A 23,765-nucleotide genomic window follows, 5' to 3' on the forward strand; every position below is an offset into this window, starting at 1 on the left:
GGAACTGCCGCGACGTCGCTCTCGCGTCGCTCACGATGCCTTCCCCGTGGAGACGAACAGACGAACCGCCCAACGGGTCGGGTGCGCGCGATCAGTCCTCGTCCTCGTCGTCCTTGATAGCGTCCGGGTCCCGAAAGGGACGCAGGCCCTGGCCGGGGCCGCTTGCCTTGATGTTGAACAGGTAGCGGCCCAGGAAGTTGATATGCCGGTCCTTGAGCGGGGAGAGCCGGGCGACGTCCTCGTCCTTGATGTCGTGGCCTTCGGCGCGGAGCTGGGCGACGGCGGCGTCGAGGTAGCGGGTGTTCCACAGGACCACGGCGTTGAGGACGAGTCCCAGACTGGCCAACTGGTCCTCCTGCCCGTCGCGGTACGCCTGGCGGATCTGGCCCCGGCCTCCGTGGCAGATCGCGCGGGCGAGGCGGTGGCGGGACTCCTGGACGGTGAGCTGCCGGTTCATCAGCCGCCGGTAGGTGTCGTCGACCGGGTCGACCAGGGTGAGCAGGTGCATGGTCTTGTCGATCCGGCCTCCAGGAGTGGACCTCGAACAGCAGGTCCGGCAGGTCGATCCTGGGGAGCATCGCCTCCGTGGTGGTCCTCAGCCAGGTCAGCGACTCCGGCTCGCCCACCGCACCCAACTTGTCCACCGACAACTTGGCCCGGCCGCCGCCCTCCGGGACGACGATCTCCACCTTCGCCTCGTCCCTGGCCTCGGCAAGTCGGTCCGCCATCTGCCGCCACGCGGCATCCAGCCCCCGGGTGAGCTGGGCCAGGTGCTCGCCGACGTCGTCGGACAGGCTCAGGCCCGCCAGCACGTCCGCCTTCATGGCCTCCCACCGCGGCCCGTCCAGCAGCCGGACCCGCGGGTCCGCCCACCGGTTGGACGGGGCGGCGAACACGTCGCGCCGGTTCAGGGTGCGGTGCAACTGCTCCAGCACGCACACCACGTACGCGTCGCGGTCGACCGCGCCCTGCGGCAACCTCGAGTTGGAGAACACCGCTCGCTTCCACATCGCCGGCACCAGCTCGGCATCGACCTCGCGGGGCAGCAATGGCCTGTCCTTCACCCGGCGGCGCGAGAGCGCGGGCAGACGGCGTACGGCCTTGAGGATGCGCCGCCCGGTTGGGGCAGCGTCCAGCGAGTCCGACTCGCCCAGCAGGGAGAGGAACGGGCGCACGGTGTTGTAGCGCAGGGCCAGCTTCTCCCGCATCGCCGCCTCCGCGGACCCGTCGTCCTGCGGCACCAGGGCTTCGACGGTCGCCACCGCCCCGGCCACCGCCGTACGCGGCACGGCCTCCTCCACCGCCGCCCACAGCGCGGCGACGTCCAGGTCCGTGCTCGCCTCGGCGACCAGGTCCAGCTCCTCCGTCAGGATCTTCGACGCCTTCGCCAGGACGCGGGCCGCCTTCTCCAGCTGAGGCAGCATCGCGAGGCGATCCCGGTCCGACGCCCGGCGGGCGGGGCTGATCAGCCGGGTCGCCATCAGCAGTGCGAACAGGTCCAACGCGTCGTCGACCGCATGCGCCTCCAGCTGACGCACCACCGCCGTCAGCAGGGCGGTCCGGCGCGGCTCCGGTGCCCGCTCGATCGTCTGTGCCTTGCTCAGCTGCCCGTACCGGGCCAGCGTCGACAGCCGGTTCACCGGCACCCGGGAGAGGTTCACCCGCCCCAGGCCAAAGGCGGAGATCTCCTCCACCCGCTCCATGGCCCGCACCATCGCCGTGCCGGTCGTCTTCACCGGCGGGGTGCGCAGCCGCTCCAGCTCCGAGACCCGCTTGCCCTCCGGCACATCCAGCAGCACCGCCAGCGCCGGCGCGAGCGCGGGATCGGCCCGGTCCGCGGCCCGCGCCACCGCCTCGTACAGGCGCCGCTCCGCCGCCGTACGGGCCTCCGACACCTGCCGGGCCAGCACCGAGACACCCGGCAGCAGCACCCGGTGCCGGCGAGCCACGTCACCGCGTGGTTGAACAGCGCCACCGGCCCCTCGGCGTGCGTCCACGCCCGCCCGTACAGAAAACTGCGGAACTCCCTGCCCCACCTGCGGTCGTTGAAGTCCCGGTACTTGAACCGCTTCTGGATCTCCGCCGCGTGCTCGTACACCGTCGACCGGCGCTCCGGGTACCGCTTCACACAGGAGGCGTCCTCAATGCCGAGCTGCCCGGCCAGGTACTCCACGGCCTCCCACGGCACCGCGAGCGGGTCCTCACCCAGAAACCGGCCGACGTAGCGGACCGTGCAGACCTGCAACGCCATCCCCAGTCGGTGCACATCCGTACGCCGCAGCGCGATCAGATCGCGGTCGTCATCGTCGAGGAAGAAGAACCGCTCCAGCTCCGGGCGCGTGGGCGCCTCGGTGAACGTCCCGTACGCCTCGGCCTGCTCATCAGTCAGAAACTCCACCGGCACAGCCCGGACGTTGCCAGCGCCGACGCCCACGCGGCGGGCTTTCCGTGAACCCCAGCAGCACCCGGCTCGGTGTGCTAGCCGACCATGATCAATCTCACCGGGATTTCCTGTACCTCAACTACTGACACCCGGCATCCGTGAAGGGCGACCGCCCGCGGAAGACGGCCCCGCGCGGAAGGCGATCGTCCGGTGAGGGGCGACCGCTCATGAAACGGGCCCGGCGGCCCCCGCACGACGACGGAGGGCCGCCGGGCGCCGAAGGCCGACGGCGACGGAGAACCGCCGCCCCGGGCCCCGGCGGCGGTGCCGGGCCGGGGCCGCCGGGTCAGGCGAAGACGGCGAGGCTCTTGGACTTGCCCTTCTGCTCCTCCACGAGGAGCAGAAAGCGCCCGTCGGGCCCGAAGACCCCTACCGGCCCCGGCGGGAGGGCGGGCATGTCCAGCCGCACCCCGTTCAGCAGCAGCCGGGCGCGCTTCTCGTCGACGTCCCAGCGCGGGAACGCGGAGGCGGCGGCCTCGGCCACCGGCATCACGGTCAGCTCCTGCTGGTGCTGGTCGAGCGTCCGCGCCATGTCGATCCCGTACGGTCCGACCCGGGTGCGCCGCAGCGCGGTCAGATGCCCGCCGACGCCGAGCCCGGCGCCGAGGTCGCGGGCGAGCGCCCGGACGTAGGTGCCGGAGGAGCAGACGACGGAGACGACCAGGTCGAGCACGGGGGTGCCGTCCTCGGCGGTCTCCTCGCGCACGTCGTAGACGCGGAAGGACGAGATCGTCACCGGCCGGGCCGGGATCTCGAACTCCTCGCCGCCGCGCACCCGGGCGTAGGACCGCTTGCCGTCGATCTTGATGGCGCTGACCTTGGACGGCACCTGCATGATCGGGCCGGTCAGGGCCGCGACCCCGGCGTCGACGGCGTCCCGGCCCACTCCGGAGGCGTCGGTGGACGAGGTGATCTCGCCCTCGGCGTCGTCCGTGACGGTGTTCTGGCCGAGCCGGATCGTGCCGAGGTACTCCTTCTCGGTCAGCGCGAGGTGGCCGAGGAGCTTGGTGGCGCGTTCCACGCCGAGCACGAGGACGCCGGTCGCCATCGGGTCGAGCGTGCCGGCGTGGCCGACCCGCCGGGTCCGGGCGATGCCGCGCATCTTGGCGACGACGTCGTGCGAGGTGAAACCGGCCGGCTTGTCGACGATGACCAGCCCGTCCTCGGGCCGCCCGGCGCCGCCCCGGCCCGGGGCGGGCGCGCTCCCGCTCCCCGTGCCGGGCGTCTTGTTCTGCGTCGTCATTCGGAGGCGGTGTCCTCGTCCTCGTCCTTGTCCGCGTCCGCCTTGCGGTACGGGTCGGCGCCGCCGGCGTACGTGGCGCCCGAGGACGCCTCGCGGACCCGCGCGTCCGAGGCCCGTGCCCGGTCGAGGAGGTCCTCGATGGTCCGGGCGTTCTCCGGAAGGGCGTCCGCCACGAACGTCAGCGTGGGCGTGAACTTCGTCCCCGCCGCCGCGCCGACCGCGGAACGCAGCACGCCCTTGGCGCTCTCCAGCCCCGCCGCCGCGCTCGCCCGCTCCTCGTCGTCCCCGTAGACCGTGTAGAAGACCGTGGCCTCCCGCAGGTCACCGGTGACCCGGGTGTCCGTGATGGTCACGTGCGTGCCCAGACGGGGGTCCTTGATACCGCGCTGCAGTTTCTGGGCGACCACCTCCTGGATGAGGTCCGCCAGCTTTTTCGCCCGCGCGTTGTCGGCCACTGGTCCGTCTCCTTCTCACCTTCGGGACAGGCTTCCGAGGGGTGGCGCAGACCACCCCTCGCCGCCCTTCCCTCTCAACTCAATCGTCTTCGTCGCTGTGCAGCCGTCGTCGTACGGACAGCAGCTCCACTTCCGGCCGGGCGGCCACCAGCCGCTCGCACCGGTCCAGGACATCTGTGAGGTGCCGGGTGTCCCCGGAGACCACGGCGAGGCCGATCTCGGCCCTGCGGTGGAGATCCTGACCGCCCACTTCCGCCGCGCTCACCGCGTACTTGCGCTGGAGTTCGGCGACGATGGGGCGGACGACGGAGCGCTTCTCCTTCAACGACCGTACGTCGCCGAGAAGCAGATCGAAGGACAGAGTCCCCACATACATGAATGTCCGGATGTCCCGCCGGTTCGGGTTCGCGCCCCGCCATCACTTGGCAGGGACACCAGAACCGTACACGGAACGGCCGGGGCCGATCGACGGAAATACGCTCCGTCGACCGGCCCCGACCGCTGCGGAGAGCCCCGGGGGACGTCCCCCGGGGACCCGCCGCGGGTCAGCCCCGCGGCTTCTCGCGCATCTCGTACGTCGCGATGACGTCGTCGATCTTGATGTCGTTGAAGTTGCCGAGGTTGATACCGCCCTCGAAGCCTTCGCGGATCTCGGTGACGTCGTCCTTGAAGCGGCGCAGACCGGTGATGGTGAGGTTCTCCGCGATGACCTTGCCATCGCGCAGCAGGCGCGCCTTGGTGTTGCGCTTGACCTCGCCGGACCGGACGAGCACACCGGCGATGTTGCCCAGCTTGGACGAGCGGAAGATCTCGCGGATCTCCGCCGTGCCGAGCTCGACCTCTTCGTACTCCGGCTTGAGCATGCCCTTGAGGGCCGCCTCGATCTCCTCGATCGCCTGGTAGATGACCGAGTAGTAGCGGACGTCCACGCCCTCGCGCTCGGCCATCTGCTGCGCACGCCCGGCGGCGCGCACGTTGAAGCCGATGACGATGGCGTCGGAGCCGGTCGCCAGGTCGATGTCCGACTCGGTGACCGCACCCACACCGCGGTGCAGGACCCGGATGTCGACCTCGTCGCCGACGTCGAGCTGGAGCAGCGAGGACTCCAGGGCCTCCACCGAACCGGACGCGTCGCCCTTGATGATGAGGTTGAGTTCCTGGACCAGACCGGCCTTGAGCGCCTCGTCGAGGTTCTCCAGGGAGAACCGGACGCCCTTGCGGGCGAAGTTGGCGTTGCGCTCGCGGGCGGCGCGCTTCTCGGCGATCTGGCGGGCCGTACGGTCCTCGTCGACCACCAGGAAGTTGTCGCCGGCGCCCGGGACGTTGGTGAGACCGAGCACGAGGACCGGGGTCGACGGACCCGCCTCCTCGACGTTCTCGCCCTTGTCGTCGAGCATGGCGCGCACGCGGCCGTAGGCGTCACCGACGACCATCGTGTCGCCGACGCGGAGGGTACCGCGCTGGACGAGGACGGTCGCGACGGCGCCGCGCCCGCGGTCGAGGTGGGCCTCGATCGCGATGCCCTGCGCGTCCTGCTCCGGGTTGGCCCGCAGGTCGAGCGAGGCGTCCGCGGTCAGGACCACGGCCTCCAGCAGCTCGTCGATGTGCAGCCCCTGCTTGGCGGAGATGTCGACGAACATCGTGTCGCCGCCGTACTCCTCGGCCACCAGACCGAACTCGGTGAGCTGGCCGCGCACCTTGGTCGGGTCGGCGCCCTCGACGTCGATCTTGTTGACCGCGACCACGATCGGCACGTCGGCCGCCTTGGCGTGGTTCAGCGCCTCGATCGTCTGGGGCATCACACCGTCGTTCGCCGCGACCACGAGGATCGCGATGTCGGTGGACTTCGCACCGCGGGCACGCATGGCGGTGAACGCCTCGTGACCCGGGGTGTCGATGAAGGTGATCCGGCGGTCCTCGCCGTTGACCTCGGCGGAGACCTGGTACGCACCGATGTGCTGCGTGATGCCGCCGGCCTCGCCCGCGACGACGTTCGTCTTGCGGATCGCGTCCAGCAGCCGGGTCTTTCCGTGGTCGACGTGACCCATGACGGTCACGACCGGCGGGCGCGGGGTGAGCGCCTCTTCGCCGCCCTCGTCCTCGCCGAACTCGATGTCGAAGGACTCGAGCAGCTCGCGGTCCTCCTCCTCCGGGCTGACGATCTCCAGGACGTAGTTCATCTCGTCGGCGAGCAGCTGGAGCGTCTCGTCGGAGACGGACTGCGTGGCCGTGACCATCTCGCCGAGGTTCATCATCACGGCGACGAGCGACGCCGGGTTGGCGTTGATCTTCTCCGCGAAGTCGGTGAGGGAGGCGCCGCGCGACAGGCGGACGGACTGTCCGTTGCCGCGGGGCAGCATGACGCCGCCCACCGACGGGGCCTGCATGGCCTCGTACTCCTGGCGCCTCTGCCGCTTCGACTTGCGGCCACGACGCGCCGGACCGCCGGGACGGCCGAAGGCGCCCTGCGTGCCGCCGCGGCCACCGGGGCCGCCGGGACGGCCGCCGAAGCCGGGACGACCGCCGAAGCCGCCGCCGCCACCGGGACGGCCCGCGCCGCCACCGCCGCCACCGCCGCCGGGACGGCCGCCGAAGCCGCCGCCACCGCCGCCGGGACCGGCCGGACGGCCGGCGAAGCCGGGACGACCGCCGCCGCCGCCGGGACGACCGCCGCCGCCACCCGGACCACGGCCGCCGGGGCCGGGACGCGGACCCGCGGCGGGACGCTGCGGCATCATGCCCGGGTTCGGGCGGTTGCCGCCGGGGCCGCCCGGACGGGGCGCCTGCGGACGGGGCATGCTGCCCGGGGTCGGACGGGCGCCGCCCGGAGCCTGGGGACGCGGAGCGCCGCCGGGGCCGCCCTGCGGGCGCGGGGCGGGACGGTCCTGACCGGGGCCGGGACGCGGGGCGCCGCCGGGCCGGGGCGCCTGCGGACGGGCCATGCCCGTCGAGCCGCCGGACGTGAAGGGGTTGTTGCCCGGGCGCGGACCGGCCGGACGGGCGCCGGGGCGCGGGGCCCCCTGGCCGCCGGGACGGCCCGGACGCTCGCCGCGGCCGCCGCCGTCGCGCTGGCCCGGACGGGCGCCGGGGCGCGGGCCGGGGGTGGCGCCGGCGGGACGCGGCGCCTGCTGCTGCGGCGCGGCCTGCTGGGCCGGGGCCGAGAACTCGGCGGCCGGGACCGGGGTCACCGGCGCGGGCTTCGGGCCGGGACGCGGGCCGGGGCGCGGCCCGGGCGTCGGCGCGGAGGGTGCCGCGGGGGCGCCGCCCTGAGCGGCGGCCGGCTTGGGAGCCGGGGCGCCGGGCTTCGGGGCAGCCGGACGTGCCGCGGCGGCCGGGGAGGGCGCCGAGGGCTTAGCGGGCGTCGCCTTGCGGGGCGCACCCGGCTTGGCAGCGGGCTTGCCGGCGCCTCCGCCGGGCCCCTGCAACGCGTCAGTCAACTTGCGTACAACCGGCGCCTCGATCGTCGAGGACGCCGAACGGACGAATTCACCGAGTTCCTGGAGCTTGGCCATGACGACCTTGCTCTCCACACCGAACTCCTTGGCGAGTTCGTATACCCGGACCTTAGCCACTTCGCTCCTTTTAGGTCCGGGTTACCGCCGGACCGTCGCTACTTCATGGGCGTACTCATCGCGTACTCATCGAGTGCTCATCGCAATCTCGACCTACTTCCGACTCGCGAGGTACCTGACCGCACGGGGTCCCGTGCCGTTCATTTCTTACGGTGTCGCCCGTTCGACGAACCCCCGCAGCGCGGTGGTGTCGAACGGCCCCTTGGCCTTGAAGGCCCGGGGGAACGCCCGGCGGCGGACCGCCAGGTCCAGACAGGCGGGGACGGGGTGTACATACGCACCCCGGCCGGGCAGCGTACCGCGAGGATCGGGGACGCAGGCGTCTCCGTCCGCGACGATGCGCAGCAGTTCGTGCTTGGCCGCCCGCTCCCGGCATCCCACACAGGTTCGCTCAGGGCATGCGCGGGCATGCGTCCGGCCAGACACGCTCAAGTCTACCTCCCCGCAGCGACCTCACCCCTTCGGGGCAAGAATCGAACGCATGTTGTTCTCAACAGCGGTGTGCTGCCCGGAGATATTCCCGCGACCCGCGGGTGAATGCCTCCGGGCGCCGTCCCGCGGGCCCTCCGGCGGTGGCCGGCTCCCCCGGAACCGCCGCCGGGACGGGCCCGGCCGTTCCGGCGGCGCTCAGCCGCGCTCGGGGCGGCGGCGGGCCCGGTCGGCGCCGTCGCGCTCGGCGTCGGTCTCCGTGTCCGGGCGGATGTCGATGCGCCAGCCGGTGAGCCGCGCGGCGAGGCGGGCGTTCTGCCCCTCCTTGCCGATCGCGAGCGACAGCTGGTAGTCCGGGACGGTGACCCGGGCGGACCGGGCGGCCAGGTCGACCACCTCCACCTTGCTCACCCGCGCGGGTGACAGGGCGTTGGCGACCATCTCGGCCGGGTCGTCCGACCAGTCCACGATGTCGATCTTCTCGTCGTGCAGCTCGGCCATGACGTTGCGCACCCGGCCGCCCATCGGGCCGATGCAGGCGCCCTTGGCGTTGAGCCCGGAGCGGGTCGAGCGGACCGCGATCTTGGTGCGGTGGCCGGCCTCGCGGGCGATCGCGCAGATCTCGACGGAGCCGTCGGCGATCTCCGGGACCTCCAGCGCGAAGAGCTTCTTCACCAGGTTGGGGTGGGTGCGCGACAGCGTCACCGAGGGGCCGCGCACGCCCTTGGCGACCCGGACGACATAGCTGCGCAGACGCAGGCCGTGCGGGTACTCCTCGCCCGGCACCTGCTCCTGCACCGGCAGGATGGCCTCCAGCTTGCCGATGTCGACCAGGACGTTCTTCGGGTCCTTGCCCTGCTGGACGACGCCGCTGACGACGTCGCCCTCGTGGCCCGCGTACTCCCCGAACGTGCGGTCGTCCTCGGCGTCGCGCAGGCGCTGCAGGATGACCTGCTTGGCCGTGGTCGCCGCGATCCGGCCGAAGCCGGACGGGGTGTCGTCGAACTCCTTGGGCTCCTGGCCCGGCTCCAGGTCGGCCGGGTCCTCCGTCGCCCACACCGTCACATGGCCGTGCCCGTCGATCTCCACACGCGCGCGGCGGTGGCTTCCCTCGGTCCGGTGGTAGGCGATGAGGAGGGCCGACTCGATCGCCTCGACGAGCACGTCGAAGGGGATCTCCTTGTCCTGCGCCAAGCCCTTCAAGAGCTTCACGTCGATGTCCACGGCTACGCCTCCTCTTCCTTCTTGTCCTTGCGGTTGAATTCGATCTCCACCCGGGCCCTGGCGATCTCGTCGAAGGCGATCCGGCGGGCGGTGGGCCTGCGGCCCTTGACGCCCGGCACCTCCAGGTCCAGCCCGTCCTCGTCCACGGCGAGGATCCGGGCGACCAGCTCGCCGCCGTCGTGCAGACGCAGCCGGGCCAGGCGGCCGGTGGCGCGTACGTAGTGACGGTGCTCCGTCAGCGGACGGTCGGCGCCGGGGGAACTGACCTCGAGGACGTACTCGCCCTCGCCCATCGCGTCGGTCTCGTCGAGCTTCTGGGAGATCGCGCGGCTCAGCTCGGCACAGGCGTCGAGCTCCACGCCCTCTTCGGAATCCACGATGATCCGCAGCACCCTGCGGCGGCCCGCCCGGGTCACCTCGATCTCCTCGAGATCCAGTCGCTCGGCGCTGACGAGCGGTTCGAGCAGCCCGCGCAGCCTTTCGCTCTGGGTGGTGCTCATCCGGGTGACTCCTCGGCCGCGTGTGCTGTTGTGGGATCTCGCGTGTCAGCTCAAAGGGTATCCGGTCCCGAGGGGTGTTGCCGTCCGTCCGGCCCGTGAGCGCGGGTACGCTCGCCTGCGGTGATCACTTCAGGACAGAAGCAGTCACAACAGGGCCAACCTCGAAGGAGAACAAGTGCGGCGCACGGGGACGACGCGCAGAGGTGTGTTCACCGCGACGGGCGTGATCGCCCTGGGCGCGGTGCTGGCCGGCTGCGACGGTTCCGGGGGCGGTGCGGGGTCCGGCCGGGACGGGGCGCCGACCGCCGCCCAACTCGCCCTGGCCGCACGGACGGAGCGCAGGCTCCGGGCGAGCGCCGCGCGCACCGCCCGGGGACTGCTGGGCCGGTACGAACAGGTGACCGCCGACCATCCGGCGACCGCCGCCCGGCTCGCGCCGCTGCGGGACGCCGTACGGGCGCACGCCGGGGCGCTGGCGGCGGACGGCGGGGCGGAGCCCGCGCCCTCCCCGTCGGCCGCGACCGACGCCCGGACCGCCCTCAAGGGGCTGGCGGCGGCGGAGCGGCGCGCCGCCGACACCCATCTGGCGGCCCTCATGGAGGCCCCGCCGGAGCTGGCCCGGCTGCTCGCGTCGATCGCGGCGGCCGGAGCGGCCCACGCCTATCTGCTGACCGAGATGGCCGAGGAGGCCTCGTCATGAGCGACGGTACACGGGAGGCCGCGCAGGCGGCCCTGGCCGCCGAACACGCGGCGGTGTACGGGTACGGGGTGGCCGGCGGCCGGGTCGCCGCGGGCCGCCGGGCCGAGGCCGCCGAGGCGTACCACGCCCACCGGGCCCGCCGGGACGCGCTGGTGCGGGCCGTGCGCGACCTGGGCGGCGAGCCGGTGGCGGCACGGGCCGCGTACACCCTGCCGTTCGCGGTGCCGGACCCGGCCGCGGCCGTCCGGCTGGCCGCGCTGCTGGAGGACCGGGTCGCGGACGTCTACTCCGACCTGGTGCGGGCGGCCGAGGGGCCGCTCAGGCGCCAGGCGGCGGACGCGCTGCGCGAGGCCGCGGTGCGCGCGGCCCGCTGGCGGGGCGGCGCCGTCCCGTTCCCGGGTCTCGCCGAGCGCGCCGCCGGAGCCGGCACGAAAAACGGCACGGCCGCGGGAGCCGGTTCCGGCCCGGCGCACTGACAGACGCTTCGAGAGGGAACAGAGCACGTATGGGTTTCGAACCGCCGCGGCGTCTGGTGCGAGCGCTCGGCGAGTCGTACGGGCACGCCGCCGACGACTGGCTGGGCCGGCTTCCGGCGCTGGCCGAGGAGGCGCTGACCTCGACCGGTCGGGAGCTGACCGCGGAACGGGTCGTGGCCCCGGGCGGCCGCAGCGGTCTGGTCCTGCTGGTGACGTGTCCCGACGGCGCCCCGGCGGCGCTGAAGATCGCCCCGCCCCCGGCGGAGCCCGCGCGGGAGCGGGCGGCGCTGGCGCACTGGAACGGCTGGGGCGCGGTGCGACTGCTGGGTCACGGGCCGGGAGCGCTGCTGCTGGAACGGCTGCACCCCGAGGTGTCGCTGCGCTCGCTGCCGGAGGCGAAGGCGCTGCTGGAGGCGGCGGGCACGGTGCGCCGGCTCTGGGTCGAGCCGCCGGCCGGGCACGGGTTCGAGACGGTCGCCGAGCGGACCGCGCGCCAGGCGGAGCCGATGCGGGCCTGCGCCGAGGCCGACCCGGCCCTGGAGCCACTGGTCTCCGCCGCGCTCTCGGCGCGCGGGGAACTGCTCGCCGGCTCCTCCGAACTCCTGTTGCTGCACGGCAACTTCCGGCAGAGCAAGGTGCTCGCGGGCGAGCGGGCGCCCTGGCTGACGGTCGGCCCCGAGCCGCTGGTGGGCGAGCGGGCCTACGATCTGGCGCGCCTGGCGCGCGACCGGGTCGAGGACCTGATCGCCTCCCCCGGCGGCGCGGCGACGGCCCGGCGCAGGGTCAGGAAGCTGGCGGACGCGCTGGACGTGGACCGGGAGCGGCTGCGCGGCTGGACGCTGTTCCGGGCGGTGGAGTCGGGCACCCGGGCGCTGTCGGCGGGCCGCCGCCAGGAGGGCGAGCTGTCCCTGGAGTTCGCCGGCTGGCTGTAGGCGCTTTTCCAGGGGGCGTCGGCCGTCCGCGGGGGCGCGGGCGGCGGCCGCCGGCGGGGGCCCGGCCGCTCCTTCTCGCGGGCCGTGCGGGCGCGCACGGCCCGGGGGCTTCTTTGGGGCCGGGGCCGCCGGGGCGCGCCGGACGGTCCGCGCCGCCGTTTCCCCGGGCACGACGGCACACCGGCGGGCCCCGCTCGTCGCGCGGGGCCCGCCGGTGTGCCGGGTGCCGGGTGTGTCAGTCCTGGGCGGCGAGGCGGGCGATCGCCTCGTCGGCGGTGAGCTCCTCGCGCTCGCCGGTGCGGCGGTCCTTCAGCTCCAGGACGCCCTCGGCCGAGCGGCGGCCCGCGACCAGGATCTTCGGAACGCCGATCAGCTCGGCGTCGGTGAACTTCACGCCGGGCGAGACGCCCGCCCGGTCGTCGACGAGGACCCGCAGGCCGGCGGCGGCGAGGCGGTCCGAGACGTCGAGGGCCAGCTCCGTCTGGAGCGCCTTGCCCGCCGCGACGACGTGCACGTCGGCCGGGGCGATCTCGCGGGGCCAGCACAGCCCCTGCTCGTCCGCGGTCTGCTCGACGAGCGCGGCGACGGCACGGGAGACGCCGACGCCGTAGGAGCCCATGGTGACCCGGACCGGCTTGCCGTTCTGGCCGAGCACGTCGAGCTGGAAGGCGTCCGCGTACTTGCGGCCCAGCTGGAAGATGTGGCCGATCTCGATGGCGCGGTCCAGCTTGAGGGGGGCGCCGCACCTGGGGCAGGGGTCGCCGTCCTCGACGACGACGACGTCCAGGTAGTCGTCGACCTCGAAGTCGCGGCCGGCGACGACGTTCTTCGCGTGGGTGCCGGGCTTGTTCGCGCCGGTGATCCAGGCGGTGCCGGGGGCGACGCGCGGGTCCGCGATGTAGCGGACCTTGCCGAGGCCCTGCGGTCCGACGTAGCCGCGCACCAGGTCGGGGCGGCCCTCGAAGTCCTCCGCGGTGACCAGCTCGACGACGGCGGGCGCCAGGTGCTCGCCGAGCTTGCCGAGGTCCACCTCGCGGTCGCCGGGCACGCCCACGGCGACGATCTCGCCGTCGATCTTGACCAGCAGGTTCTTCAGGGTGGCGGAGGCGGGCACGCCCAGGTGCGCGGCGAGCGTCTCGATGGTCGGGGTGTCGGGGGTGTCCAGCTCCTCGACGGGGCCGTGCGCGGAGCCGTCCGCCGGGGCGGCCTCGAAGGTCACGGCCTCGGAGTTGGCCGCGTAGTCGCAGGAGGTGCAGTCGACGAAGGTGTCCTCACCGGCCGCGGCGGGGGCCAGGAACTCCTCGGAGGCGGAGCCGCCCATGGCGCCGGAGACGGCGGAGACGATGCGGTAGTCGAGGCCCAGCCGCTCGAAGATGCGGATGTAGGCGGCGCGGTGCAGCCGGTACGCCTCGACCAGGCCCTCGTCGGTGGTGTCGAAGGAGTACGAGTCCTTCATCTGGAACTCGCGGCCGCGCAGCACCCCGGCGCGCGGGCGGGCCTCGTCCCGGTACTTGGTCTGGATCTGGTAGAGGATCACCGGCAGGTCCTTGTAGGACGTGATCTGGTCCTTGACGACCTGGGTGAAGATCTCCTCGTGGGTGGGGCCGAGGAGGTACTCGGCGCCCTTGCGGTCCCGGAGCCGGAACAGCAGGGCGCCGTACTCGTCGTAGCGGCCGCTGGCCTCGTACGACTCCTTGGGGAGCAGCGCGGGCAGCAGCACTTCCTGGCCGCCGATGGCGTCCATCTCCTCGCGCACGACGCGGGTGACGTTCTCCAGGACCTTCTTGCCGAGCGGCAGCCAGGTCCAGATCCCGGCGGCCGTGCGACGAACGTATCCGGCCCGGACGAGCAGCTTGTGGTTGAGCGTCTCGGCGTCGGCCGGGTCGTCGCGCAGTGTCTTGATCATCAATCGGGACATGCGCTGGACCTGGGCCATGATGAACTCCTGCTCGGAAAGGGTGATGAGCAGGAGGTTAGCCGGGCGGCCCGGGTGGGCGGAAATCGATTCGTCCCCGATCGGCCCCGGACCGCCCCGCGCGGCGCAGCAGCGGGAGGGGCGCTCCCATCACCGCGTACGGCTTGGGCGCGCTGGGGAAGTGCACCCGCCGGGCCAGGTCGCGGTAGCCGAGGCTGCGGTAGAGGCCGCGGGCCGGGCTGTCGGCGTCGATCGCGGAGAGGATGGAGCGGGGCTGGTCGGCGGCGTCCGTGAGGGCGGTGATCAGGGCGCGGCCGATGCCGCGGTTCTGGAACGCGGGGAGCACGTGCAGTTCGGTGATGACGAAGGCGTCGTCCAGCCAGTGCGCGGTGCCGGCGGCGCGCAGGTGGGGCTCGACGACGGTGGACCACCACTGGCCGCGTTCGTTGGGCATGCCGTAGACGAAGCCGACGAGCCGGCCGTCGGGGGTGGTGGCGCCGAGGGCGCGGGCGCACGGGTGGTCGAGGTGCCGGAGCACGATGTGGCGGCGCACCTGGACCTCCTCCGGGCCGAGGCCGAAGGCGACGGCCTGCACGGCGAGCGCCTCGTCGACGCGGGCGGCGAGGTCGACCGGTCCGATCCGGACGCTGGGGGTGCGGGGGCCGTCCCCGGGAACTGCTGCCATGGGCCGACCCTACTGGCCCGGGTGCGGCGGCGATACGGCCGTACGGCCCTGTCCCCGGGGCCCGTCGGGGCGCCCGGTCCGGGGCGCCGGGCGGCGGCCGGTCAGAACAGCACGCTCATGAACGCGCCGGTCTCACGGAAGCCGACCCTGGCGTACGCCCGGCGCGCCGGGGTGTTGAAGTCGTTCACGTAGAGGCTGACGACGGGGGCGACGTCCGCCAGCGCGTACCGCAGGACGGCCGCCATGCCGGTCTCCGAGAGGCCGCGTCCCCGGTGTTCGGGGGCGACCCAGACGCCCTGGATCTGGCACGCCTGGGGGGTGGCCGCGCCGATCTCGGCCTTGAAGACCACCTTGCCGTCCTCGATCCGGGCGAACGAGCGGCCCGCGCCGATGAGTTCGGCGACGCGCGCCTGGTAGAGGAGTCCGCCGTCGCCCGCGAGCGGGGAGATGCCGACCTCCTCGGTGAACATCGCCACGCAGGCGGGCATCAGGACGTCCATCTCGTCCTTGCGGATGCGGCGGACCAGGGGGTCGGGGGCGATCTCGGCGGACGGGCTCTCGGTGACCATGAGCGGCTGGTGGGCCCGGACCTCGCGGGCGGGGCCCCAGTCCGGTTCGAGCAGGCGCCACAGCCGACCGGTGGGTTCGGCGGGGCCGACGATCGAGGAGCAGCGGCGGCCGGCCCGGCGGGCGCGCTCGGCGAAGGCCGCGACGGCCTCGGGGCCGGCGCAGATCGGGACCAGGTTGGCGCCCGAGTAGCACAGCGAGCGCAGCCGTCCGCCGGCGTACCAGCCCCACATCTCGCCGCCGAGGCGCCAGGGGTCGAGTCCCGCGACCTGGACCCGGGACGTCACGAAGGCGTTGGCGACGGGGTCGCTCTCCAGTACGGCGAGGGCGGCGCCGAGGTCGTTGGGTTCGAGGACCCGGGTGGTCGTCTGCGTCAACACGAGGGGGCCTCACCATGGGGTCTGCTGATTTCCGCACTGTACCCAAAGAGGCTGTGCCGCGCCGCCCCTGCGGGCGCGGACCGGGGCGCGGGCCGGAGCGCACCCGGAGCACGGGCCGGGGCACGAGCCATGGCGCGGGCCGGGACAGGGCCCGGCGCGACGGCGCCCCGCCGGGGCGCGGGGCGTCCGGCGGGGCGTCGTGCCGCGCGGTGCTCCGGGCGGCGGGGCGTCGTGCCGCGCGGGCGCCGCTGCGGCGAGATGCGGGGGTCAGCTGACGGCGACCTCGGGCTCGCCCGAGGCGACGCCGTCCTTCTCCATCTGCTCGGCGATCTTCATGGCCTCGTCGATCAGCGTCTCGACGATCTTCGACTCGGGCACGGTCTTGATGACCTGGCCCTTCACGAAGATCTGTCCCTTGCCGTTGCCGGACGCGACGCCGAGGTCCGCCTCGCGGGCCTCGCCCGGTCCGTTGACGACGCAGCCCATCACGGCGACCCGCAGCGGCACCGTCATGCCCTCCAGGCCCGCGGTGACCTCCTCGGCCAGCTTGTACACGTCGACCTGCGCCCGTCCGCACGACGGGCAGGAGACGATCTCCAGCCGGCGGGGCCGCAGGTTCATCGACTCCAGGATCTGGATGCCGACCTTGACCTCCTCGGCCGGCGGCGCGGACAGGGACACCCGGATGGTGTCGCCGATTCCCTCGGACAGCAGCGCGCCGAACGCGACCGCCGACTTGATCGTGCCCTGGAACGCCGGGCCCGCCTCCGTCACGCCGAGGTGCAGCGGGTAGTCGCACTGCTCGGCGAGCTGGCGGTAGGCGTTGACCATCACGACCGGGTCGTTGTGCTTGACCGAGATCTTGATGTCCCGGAAGTCGTGCTCCTCGAAGAGCGACGCCTCCCAGAGCGCCGACTCGACCAGCGCCTCGGGCGTGGCCTTGCCGTACTTCTTGAGCAGGCGCGCGTCCAGCGAGCCGGCGTTCACGCCGATCCGGATCGGCGTCCCGGCGTCCTTGGCCGCCCGCGCGATCTCCTTGACCTGGTCGTCGAACTTCTTGATGTTGCCCGGGTTCACCCGCACCGCCGCGCAGCCCGCGTCGATCGCGGCGAAGACGTACTTCGGCTGGAAGTGGATGTCCGCGATCACCGGGATCTGCGACTTCCGCGCGATGACCGCCAGGGCGTCCGCGTCGTCCTGCGTCGGGCACGCCACCCGCACGATCTGGCAGCCGGTCGCCGTCAGCTCGGCGATCTGCTGGAGGGTCGCGCCCACGTCCGAGGTGCGCGTCGTGGTCATCGACTGCACCGACACCGGCGCGTCCCCGCCCACCGCGACCGACCCGACCTGGATCTGGCGGCTGACCCTCCGGTCGGCGAGCTTGGTCGGAACGGACGGCATTCCGAGAGAAATCGCAGTCATGCGCTGAGCATCCCCAAGGTGTGGATCGTGGTCCCGAGTTCGGCGGGCTCCGGCCTCCGAGATTACGGCACCGGAGACGCCCGGGAGCACACCCCGTCCTGGAGCGCCGCGTTCCGGAACGGCCCGGACACACAGCGTGTGCCGGGCCGTCACCCGGGGTGCACGGGGGCCGGCCGGGGCCGGCGGCCATCAGGTGATCTTGACCGGATTGACGACGTCGGCCACCAGCACCAGCAGCGTGAAGCAGATGAAGACGCCCGCGACGACATAGGCGACCGGCATCAGCTTGGCCACGTCGAAGGGGCCGGGGTCGGGCCGCCGGAAGACCCGGGCCACGTTGCGGCGCAGCGCCTCCCAGAGCGCTCCGGCGATGTGCCCGCCGTCGAGCGGCAGCAGCGGCAGCATGTTGAAGAGGAACAGCGAGAGATTGAATCCGGCCAGCAGGAACAGCATCATCGCGACCTGGTTCTGGGCCGGCACGTCCAGGGCCATCACCTCGCCGCCGATCCTGGCCGCGCCGACCACGCCGACCGGGGAGTCGGCCGCCCGCTCGCCGCCGCCGAAGGCCGCGTCCCACAGTCCGGGGATCTTGGACGGGAGGGCGATGATCGAGTCGACGCCGTTCTCGATCATGTCTCCCATGCGGACGACGGACTCGCCGAAGGTGAGCGGCACGATCTCGGTCTGCGCGGCGAAGCCGAGGTAGCCGGCGGGGACGAACTTGCCGGGAATCACCTCGCCCTTGGAGTCCTTGGCGGCCACCGTGTTCTTCTTGAGCACGGCGTGCAGGGTCACCTCCCGCCCGTCGCGCTGGACGGTGAGGGTGGCGGGGCCGATGGTGTCGCGGATCTTCCTGGAGAGCGTGTCCCAGTCGTCGACCTTCTGGCCGTCGAAGGCGACGATCCGGTCGCCCTTCTCCAGGCCGGCGGCCCGCGCGGGCGAGACCTCGTCGGTCTTCTCGCAGGTGTCGCGCTTCTCGCTCTGCGGGATCACGCACTGCTGGACGCCCGCGACCTCGGTGGTCTGGGTCTGGAACCCGAAGGACATCGCCACGCCGAGGAAGATCCCGACGGCGAGGACCAGGTTCATGAACGGCCCGGCGAACATCACGATGACGCGTTTCCACGGCTTGCGCGTGTAGAACAGCCGCTTCTCGTCGCCCGGTTCGAGCTCCTCGAAGGCGGCCGACCTGGCGTCCTCGATCATGCCGCGCCACGGGGAGGTGGACCGCGCCTCCAGGCGGCCGTCCGGGCCCGGCGGGAACATGCCGATCATGCGGATGTAGCCGCCGGCCGGGATGGCCTTGATCCCGTACTCGGTGTCGCCCTTCTTCCGGGACCAGATCGTCGGTCCGAAGCCGACCATGTACTGGGGGACGCGGATGCCGAAGAGCTTCGCGGTCGACAGGTGCCCGAGTTCGTGCCAGGCGATGGAGAACAGCAGGCCGATGACGAAGACGGCGATGCCGAGAATCGTCAACAGGACCGTCGAAATGCTCATGCGCGCGCCTCCGCTGTCGCCTTCGCCGAGAGTTCACGGGCCCGGGCCCGGGCCCAGGTCTCCGCTTCCAGGACGTCTTCGACCGTGAGCGGAGTTCCCGTGGCGGGGGCGCCGTGCTCGGCCACCACCGCGGTGACCGTATCCATGATGCCGGTGAAGGGCAGCCGTCCCGACAGGAACGCGTCGACGCATTCCTCGTTCGCGGCGTTGAAGACGGCGGGGGCGGTGGCGCCCAGCGTGCCGACGTGCCGGGCCAGTCCCACCGAGGGGAACGCCTCGTCGTCGAGGGGGAAGAACTCCCAGCTGGACGCCTTCGACCAGTCGAAGGCGGGGGCGGCGTCCGGGATGCGCCGGGGCCAGCCGATGCCGACGGCGATCGGGCCGCGCATGTCGGGGGGCGTGGCCTGGGCGAGGGTGGAGCCGTCGGTGAACTCCACCATGGAGTGCACATACGACTGGGGGTGCACCACGACCTCGATCCGGTCGAACGGGATGTCGTAGAGGAGGTGCGCCTCGATGACCTCCAGGCCCTTGTTGACCAGGGTGGCGGAGTTGATCGTGATGACCGGTCCCATGGCCCAGGTCGGGTGGGCCAGGGCCTCCTCCCGGGTGACGCCGGCCAGCTCCTCGCGGGTGCGTCCCCGGAAGGGCCCGCCGGAGGCCGTGACGACGAGTCTGCGCACGTCGGCGCGGGTGCCCGCGCCCAGCGCCTGGAAGAGGGCGGCGTGCTCGGAGTCGACCGGGATGATCTGGCCGGGCTCGGCCAGCCGCTTGACCAGCGGGCCGCCGACGATCAGCGACTCCTTGTTGGCGAGGGCGAGGGTGCGGCCCGCGCCGAGGGCGGCGAGCGTCGGGGCGAGCCCGATGGAGCCGGTGATGCCGTTGAGCACGGTGTGGCAGTCGGTGGTGGCGAGTTCGGACGCGGCCTCGGGGCCGGCGAGGATCTCGGGGAGCGGCTCGCCCGCCCCGTACCGCTCGCGCAGCGCCTCGCGGAGGGCCGGCACGGCGTCCGGCGCGGAGACGGCGACGGTACGCGCCCGCAGCCGGTGCGCCTGCTCGGCGAGGAGGCCGACCCGTCCGCCCGCGGCGGCGAGGCCGGTGACGCGGAAGCGGTCGGGGTTGCGCAGCACCAGGTCGATGGCCTGGGTGCCGACGGAACCGGTGGAGCCGAGGATGACGAGATCCCGGCGGCCTTCCGCGGCGTCGAAGACGAGGTGCGGGTCGGCGAGGGGGGCAGGGCTGTCGCTCATGCCCCCCATTCTTGCCGCATCGGCTGTGCGCCCGGACAGGGCGTCCCCCGGACCCGGCCGGACCGCGGGGCCGGGCTGTCCGGAAGACGCCCCCGCGGTCCTCGGGCCGGCCGGGGCCGGCCGCGGCCGGCGCTCAGCGGACCGGTCGGCGGACGTTCTCCCGGGCGCTGGGCCCCGGGGTGGCGTCGGCGATCCACGGGCCGTCGCCGCTGGGGTCGAGGACGCCCTCCTCCAGCCAGGTGTACGCCCCCGCCAGGACGCCGTCGGCCAGGCGCCGGTCCTGGGCGTCGGTGTTGGACCACAGGCGGGTGAAGAGCTCCTCGACCCGGAGCCGGGACTGCCGGCAGAAGGCGTCGGCGAGCCGGTACGCCTCGCGGCCGTGCTCGCCGGAGGAGCGCAGCAGCTCGGCCCGGACGCAGACGGCGCTCATCGCGAAGAGCTCCGCGCCGATGTCGACGATCCGGCCGAGGAAGCCCTGTTTGGTCTCCATCCGGCCCTGCCAGCGCGACATGGCGTAGAAGGTGGAGCGCGCGAGCTTGCGGGAGCAGCGTTCGGCGTACCGCAGGTGGGAGGAGAGGTCCGGGTGCCCGGCGTGGGTGAACTCCCCGTACGTGCGCGGGAGTTGTCCCGGTCCGGCGACGAGCCGGGGCAGCCAGCGGGCGTAGAAGCCGGCCGCGTTCGCGCCCGCCCTGGCCTTGGCGGAGAGGGGCTTGCCCGGGTCGATGAGGTCCCCGGCGACCTTGAGGTGGGCGTCGACGGCCTCCCGGGCGATCAGCAGGTGCATGATCTCGGTGGAGCCCTCGAAGATCCGGTTGATCCGCAGGTCGCGCAGGAGCTGCTCGGCGGGGACGGCGCGCTCGCCGCGGGCGGCCAGTGACGCGGCGGTCTCGAAGCCCCGGCCGCCCCTGATCTGGACGAGTTCGTCGGCGATCAGGCAGCCCGCCTCGGAGGCGTACAGCTTGGCGAGGGCCGCCTCGATCCGGATGTCGTTGCGGTTCTCGTCGGCCATCTGGGAGGCGAGGTCGACCATCGCCTCCAGGGCGAAGGTGGTCGCGGCGATGTAGGAGATCTTGGCGCCGACGGCCTCGTGCCGGCCGACCGGCCGGCCCCACTGCTCGCGGGCCGCCGACCACTCGCGGGCGATTTTCAGACACCATTTCCCGGCGCCGACGCACATGGCGGGCAGCGAGAGCCGCCCGGTGTTGAGCGTGGTGAGGGCGATCCTGAGCCCGGCGCCCTCGGGGCCGATGCGGTTCGCCGCGGGCACCCGGACGCGGTGGAAGCGGGTGACGCCGTTCTCGATGCCGCGCAGCCCCATGAAGGCGTTGCGGTGCTCGACGGTGATCCCCGGGGCGTCGGCCTCGACGACGAACGCGGTGATGCCGCCGCGGTGGCCCTCCGACTCGGGGACCCGGGCCATCACCACGAGCAGGTCGGCGATGACGCCGTTGGTGGTCCACAGCTTGACCCCGTCGAGGACGTAGTCCGTGCCGTCCGGGACGGCGGAGGTGGCGAGCCGGGCCGGGTCGGAGCCGACGTCCGGCTCGGTGAGCAGGAACGCCGAGATGTCGGTGGTGGCCAGCCGGGGCAGGAAGGCGTCCTTCTGCTCCTGGCTGCCGAACAGCTTCAGCGGCTGGGGCACGCCGATGGACTGGTGGGCGGAGAGCAGCGCGCCGATCGCCGGGCTGACCGAGCCGACCAGGGCGAGGGCCTTGTTGTAGTAGACCTGGGTCAGCCCCAGCCCGCCGTATTTCGGCTCGATCTTCATCCCGAGGGCGCCGAGCTCCTTGAGGCCGTTGATCACCTCGTCGGGGATCCGCGCCTCGCGCTCGATCAGGGCGCTGTCGATCCTGGTCTCGCAGAAGTCGCGCAGCCGGGCCAGGAACGCCTCGCCGCGCCGGACGTCGTCCGGGGACGGCAGCGGATGCGGATGGATCAGGTCGAGCCGGAACCGCCCGAGGAAGAGTTCCTTGGCGAAACTGGGCTTGCGCCAGTCCTGTTCGCGGGCGGCCTCGGCCACCCGGCGCGCCTCGCGCTCGGTGACCGCCGGGGTGTTCTTCGGTGCGGATGGGGCGGACATGAGGAACTCACCTCGCCGCTGTGTGGGGTGGGCGGACGCGGCCGGTCCGGGCGGGGCGCGCGGGTGCCTGCCGTACGTGCCGAATGGTGTTACGTGTCCTGATCTACCCGCTTTCGCACCCCGCCGCCATCCCCGGCGGGTGATCGGGTCGGGGGCCACCCCACTGGTCGCCCCCGCGGCGACACGACGCGCCGGCCGTGCGCGCGGGAGCCCCGGCCGCACGCGTGGGGACGGCCGCGCCGGTGCGGGGCCCGGGCCCCGTGCGCGCGGGGACGGGCGCGGGGGCGGGAACGCGCGAAGGCGGCCGCAGCCCCCGCACAGTGGGCTGCGGCCGCCTCCTTGCCGCCCGCGTCATGCTGTCCAGGCGGATGAGCGCGGGCGGTGTCGGTGGACCGGGTGTCGTTCCGGTTCCGGGTCCTACAGGGCGAGGCCGGTGAGGACCAGGACTCGCTCGTAGGTGTAGTCCTCCATGGCGTAGCGGACGCCCTCGCGGCCGACGCCGGACTGCTTGACGCCGCCGTACGGCATCTGGTCGGCGCGGTAGGAGGGGACGTCGCCGATGATCACGCCGCCGACCTCCAGGGCGCTGTGGGCGCGGAAGGCGGTCTGCAGGTCGTGCGTGAACACGCCGGCCTGGAGGCCGTACTTGGAGGAGTTGACGGTGGCGAACGCCTCGGCCTCGCCGTCCACCTTCTGCACCGAGAGGACCGGTCCGAAGACCTCCTCGTGGGCGAGGGTGGCGTCCTGCGGAAGGTCCGCGAGGACGGTCGGCGCGTAGCTGGCGCCGTCCCGCTTGCCGCCGGCGAGCAGCCGGGCGCCGCCCCGCACGGCCTCGTCGACCCAGGACTCGACGCGCTTGGCGGCGTCCTCGCTGACCAGCGGGCCGACCTCGGTGGCGTCGTCGGACGGGTCGCCGGTGACCTGGGCCTCGACGGCGGCGACGATCTTCGGGACGAGCCGGTCGTAGACCGAGGCGTCCGCGATGACCCGCTGCACCGAGATGCAGGACTGGCCGCCCTGGTAGTTGGAGAAGGTCGCGATGCGGGTCGCGGCCCAGTCCAGGTCCTCCTCGGAGGCGTAGTCGCCGAGGACGACGGCGGCGGCGTTGCCGCCGAGCTCCAGGGTGCAGTGCTTGCGCGGCACGGACTCCAGGATCGAGTAGCCGACCGGGCCGGAGCCGGTGAAGGAGATGACGGGCAGGCGCTCGTCCTGGACCAGGGCCGGCATCCGGTCGTTGGGGACGGTCAGCACGGACCACGAACCGGCCGGCAGGTCGGTCTCGGCCAGGATCTCGCCCAGGATCAGCGAGGAGATCGGGGTGGCCGGGGCCGGCTTCAGGATGATCGGGGCGCCGACGGCGATGGCCGGGGCGACCTTGTGCGCGCTCAGGTTCAGCGGGAAGTTGAACGGCGCGATGCCGAGGACCGGGCCGCGCGGGAAGCGGCGGGTCAGGCCGAGGCGGCCGGTGCCGCCGGCGTCGGTGTCGAGGCGCTGGGCGTCGCCGCCGTTGAACCGGCGGGCCTCCTCGGCGGCGAACCGGAACACCGAGACGGCGCGGCCGACCTCGCCGCGGGCCCACTTGATGGGCTTGCCGTTCTCGGCGGAGATCAGCTGGGCGATCTCCTCGGTGCGCTCCACCAGGCGCCGCACGACGTGGTCGAGGGCGGCGGCCCGCACGTGGGCCGGGGTCGCGGCGAACTCCTCGCGCACGGCGTGCGCGGCCGCGACGGCCTCCTCGGTCTGCGCGTCGGTCGGCACGCTGACGGTGCCGACGTGACGGCCGTCCCAGGGGTTGGTGACGTCGAAGCTGTTCTCACCGGTGGCCTGGCGGCCGGCGAGCCAGAAGGCGTGGGTGGAAGTCATGGAGGTTCCGGCCCTTCGGAGACGTGGGGTGTGCCGCACCCCACGGTAGGGCCGAACGGCGGACCTGACGTTTGTCCGACCTGGAGCAGTGCGCCGCGGAGTTGCGCCGGATTGTCGGAGGCGGCGCCG

Annotated in this window: 18 protein-coding genes and 2 pseudogenes; 3 read left to right on the top strand and 17 right to left on the bottom strand. The window is 73.2% G+C overall.

Features of this window, described 5'->3' with window-relative positions:
- Window positions 1-91: 91 nt before the first annotated feature.
- The 9 genes and pseudogenes from WA762_RS35745 to rimP form a co-directional block, all read right to left on the bottom strand.
- Window positions 92-526: pseudogene (locus WA762_RS35745) on the bottom strand (Tn3 family transposase); the annotation flags it as partial.
- A 1-nt stretch (window position 527) separates the two neighbouring features.
- Window positions 528-2,404, bottom strand: a pseudogene (locus WA762_RS23770) (DUF4158 domain-containing protein); the annotation flags it as partial.
- Window positions 2,405-2,729: 325 nt separating this feature from the next.
- The gene (gene truB, locus WA762_RS23775; protein WP_335938187.1) at window positions 2,730-3,686 is read right to left on the bottom strand and encodes a tRNA pseudouridine(55) synthase TruB; all 957 of its coding nucleotides are present in this window, start codon (window positions 3,684-3,686) and stop codon (window positions 2,730-2,732) included.
- The gene (gene rbfA / locus WA762_RS23780) at window positions 3,683-4,141 is read right to left on the bottom strand and encodes a 30S ribosome-binding factor RbfA (protein ID WP_335938188.1); all 459 of its coding nucleotides are present in this window, start codon (window positions 4,139-4,141) and stop codon (window positions 3,683-3,685) included. The genes truB and rbfA overlap by 4 nt, the downstream gene beginning before the upstream one ends.
- Before the next feature lie 79 nt (window positions 4,142-4,220).
- Window positions 4,221-4,517: a DUF503 domain-containing protein gene (locus tag WA762_RS23785; RefSeq protein WP_335938190.1), complete on the bottom strand. Its 297-nt coding sequence runs from the start codon at window positions 4,515-4,517 to the stop codon at window positions 4,221-4,223.
- A 169-nt stretch (window positions 4,518-4,686) separates the two neighbouring features.
- Window positions 4,687-7,713 carry a translation initiation factor IF-2 gene (gene infB / locus WA762_RS23790; RefSeq protein ID WP_335938191.1) on the bottom strand — a complete coding sequence of 1,009 codons (3,027 nt, stop codon included), beginning with the start codon at window positions 7,711-7,713 and terminating at the stop codon, window positions 4,687-4,689.
- A gap of 147 nt (window positions 7,714-7,860) precedes the next feature.
- Window positions 7,861-8,139, bottom strand: coding sequence for a YlxR family protein (locus WA762_RS23795; RefSeq protein WP_335938255.1), 279 nt, complete (start codon window positions 8,137-8,139; stop codon window positions 7,861-7,863).
- A gap of 201 nt (window positions 8,140-8,340) precedes the next feature.
- Window positions 8,341-9,366, bottom strand: coding sequence for a transcription termination factor NusA (nusA, locus tag WA762_RS23800; RefSeq protein WP_335938192.1), 1,026 nt, complete (start codon window positions 9,364-9,366; stop codon window positions 8,341-8,343).
- A gap of 2 nt (window positions 9,367-9,368) precedes the next feature.
- On the bottom strand, window positions 9,369-9,866 hold the full coding sequence (rimP, locus tag WA762_RS23805) for a ribosome maturation factor RimP (protein ID WP_335938193.1): 498 nt from the start codon (window positions 9,864-9,866) through the stop codon (window positions 9,369-9,371).
- Window positions 9,867-10,041: 175 nt separating this feature from the next.
- Here rimP and WA762_RS23810 point away from each other — a divergent pair, with 175 nt between their 5' ends.
- Genes WA762_RS23810 through WA762_RS23820 form a run of 3 tightly spaced genes read left to right on the top strand, consistent with a single transcriptional unit; the run spans window position 10,042 to window position 11,974 of the window.
- Window positions 10,042-10,566 carry a hypothetical protein gene (locus WA762_RS23810; protein WP_335938194.1) on the top strand — a complete coding sequence of 175 codons (525 nt, stop codon included), beginning with the start codon at window positions 10,042-10,044 and terminating at the stop codon, window positions 10,564-10,566.
- Window positions 10,563-11,042: a ferritin-like domain-containing protein gene (locus WA762_RS23815; RefSeq protein ID WP_335938195.1), complete on the top strand. Its 480-nt coding sequence runs from the start codon at window positions 10,563-10,565 to the stop codon at window positions 11,040-11,042. The genes WA762_RS23810 and WA762_RS23815 overlap by 4 nt, the downstream gene beginning before the upstream one ends.
- Before the next feature lie 29 nt (window positions 11,043-11,071).
- The gene (locus WA762_RS23820) at window positions 11,072-11,974 is read left to right on the top strand and encodes an aminoglycoside phosphotransferase family protein (protein WP_335938196.1); all 903 of its coding nucleotides are present in this window, start codon (window positions 11,072-11,074) and stop codon (window positions 11,972-11,974) included.
- Between the two features lie 235 nt (window positions 11,975-12,209).
- Here the strand turns inward: WA762_RS23820 and WA762_RS23825 are convergent, their stop codons facing one another.
- From WA762_RS23825 to WA762_RS23860, 8 genes are all read right to left on the bottom strand, one after another.
- On the bottom strand, window positions 12,210-13,910 hold the full coding sequence (locus tag WA762_RS23825) for a proline--tRNA ligase (RefSeq protein ID WP_335938197.1): 1,701 nt from the start codon (window positions 13,908-13,910) through the stop codon (window positions 12,210-12,212).
- A gap of 37 nt (window positions 13,911-13,947) precedes the next feature.
- A complete protein-coding gene (locus tag WA762_RS23830) occupies window positions 13,948-14,574 on the bottom strand; it encodes a GNAT family N-acetyltransferase (protein WP_335938198.1) in 627 nt (208 codons plus the stop codon).
- A gap of 101 nt (window positions 14,575-14,675) precedes the next feature.
- Window positions 14,676-15,521, bottom strand: coding sequence for a GNAT family N-acetyltransferase (locus WA762_RS23835; RefSeq protein ID WP_335938199.1), 846 nt, complete (start codon window positions 15,519-15,521; stop codon window positions 14,676-14,678).
- Between the two features lie 267 nt (window positions 15,522-15,788).
- The gene (gene ispG, locus WA762_RS23840) at window positions 15,789-16,943 is read right to left on the bottom strand and encodes a flavodoxin-dependent (E)-4-hydroxy-3-methylbut-2-enyl-diphosphate synthase (protein ID WP_335938200.1); all 1,155 of its coding nucleotides are present in this window, start codon (window positions 16,941-16,943) and stop codon (window positions 15,789-15,791) included.
- 189 nt (window positions 16,944-17,132) lie between these two features.
- Entirely contained in the window at window positions 17,133-18,443 is a 1,311-nt protein-coding gene (locus WA762_RS23845) for a M50 family metallopeptidase (protein ID WP_335938201.1), read from the bottom strand.
- Window positions 18,440-19,702 (bottom strand): 1-deoxy-D-xylulose-5-phosphate reductoisomerase, encoded by a 1,263-nt coding sequence (gene dxr, locus WA762_RS23850; RefSeq protein WP_335938202.1) that lies wholly within the window; start codon window positions 19,700-19,702, stop codon window positions 18,440-18,442. The genes WA762_RS23845 and dxr overlap by 4 nt, the downstream gene beginning before the upstream one ends.
- A 124-nt stretch (window positions 19,703-19,826) precedes the next feature.
- Entirely contained in the window at window positions 19,827-21,773 is a 1,947-nt protein-coding gene (locus WA762_RS23855) for an acyl-CoA dehydrogenase family protein (RefSeq protein WP_335938203.1), read from the bottom strand.
- A gap of 417 nt (window positions 21,774-22,190) precedes the next feature.
- The gene (locus WA762_RS23860; RefSeq protein ID WP_335938204.1) at window positions 22,191-23,636 is read right to left on the bottom strand and encodes an aldehyde dehydrogenase family protein; all 1,446 of its coding nucleotides are present in this window, start codon (window positions 23,634-23,636) and stop codon (window positions 22,191-22,193) included.
- Window positions 23,637-23,765: the final 129 nt, after the last annotated feature.

Source organism: Streptomyces tyrfis (assembly GCF_037034285.1).
Classification (GTDB): Bacteria; Actinomycetota; Actinomycetes; order Streptomycetales; family Streptomycetaceae; genus Streptomyces.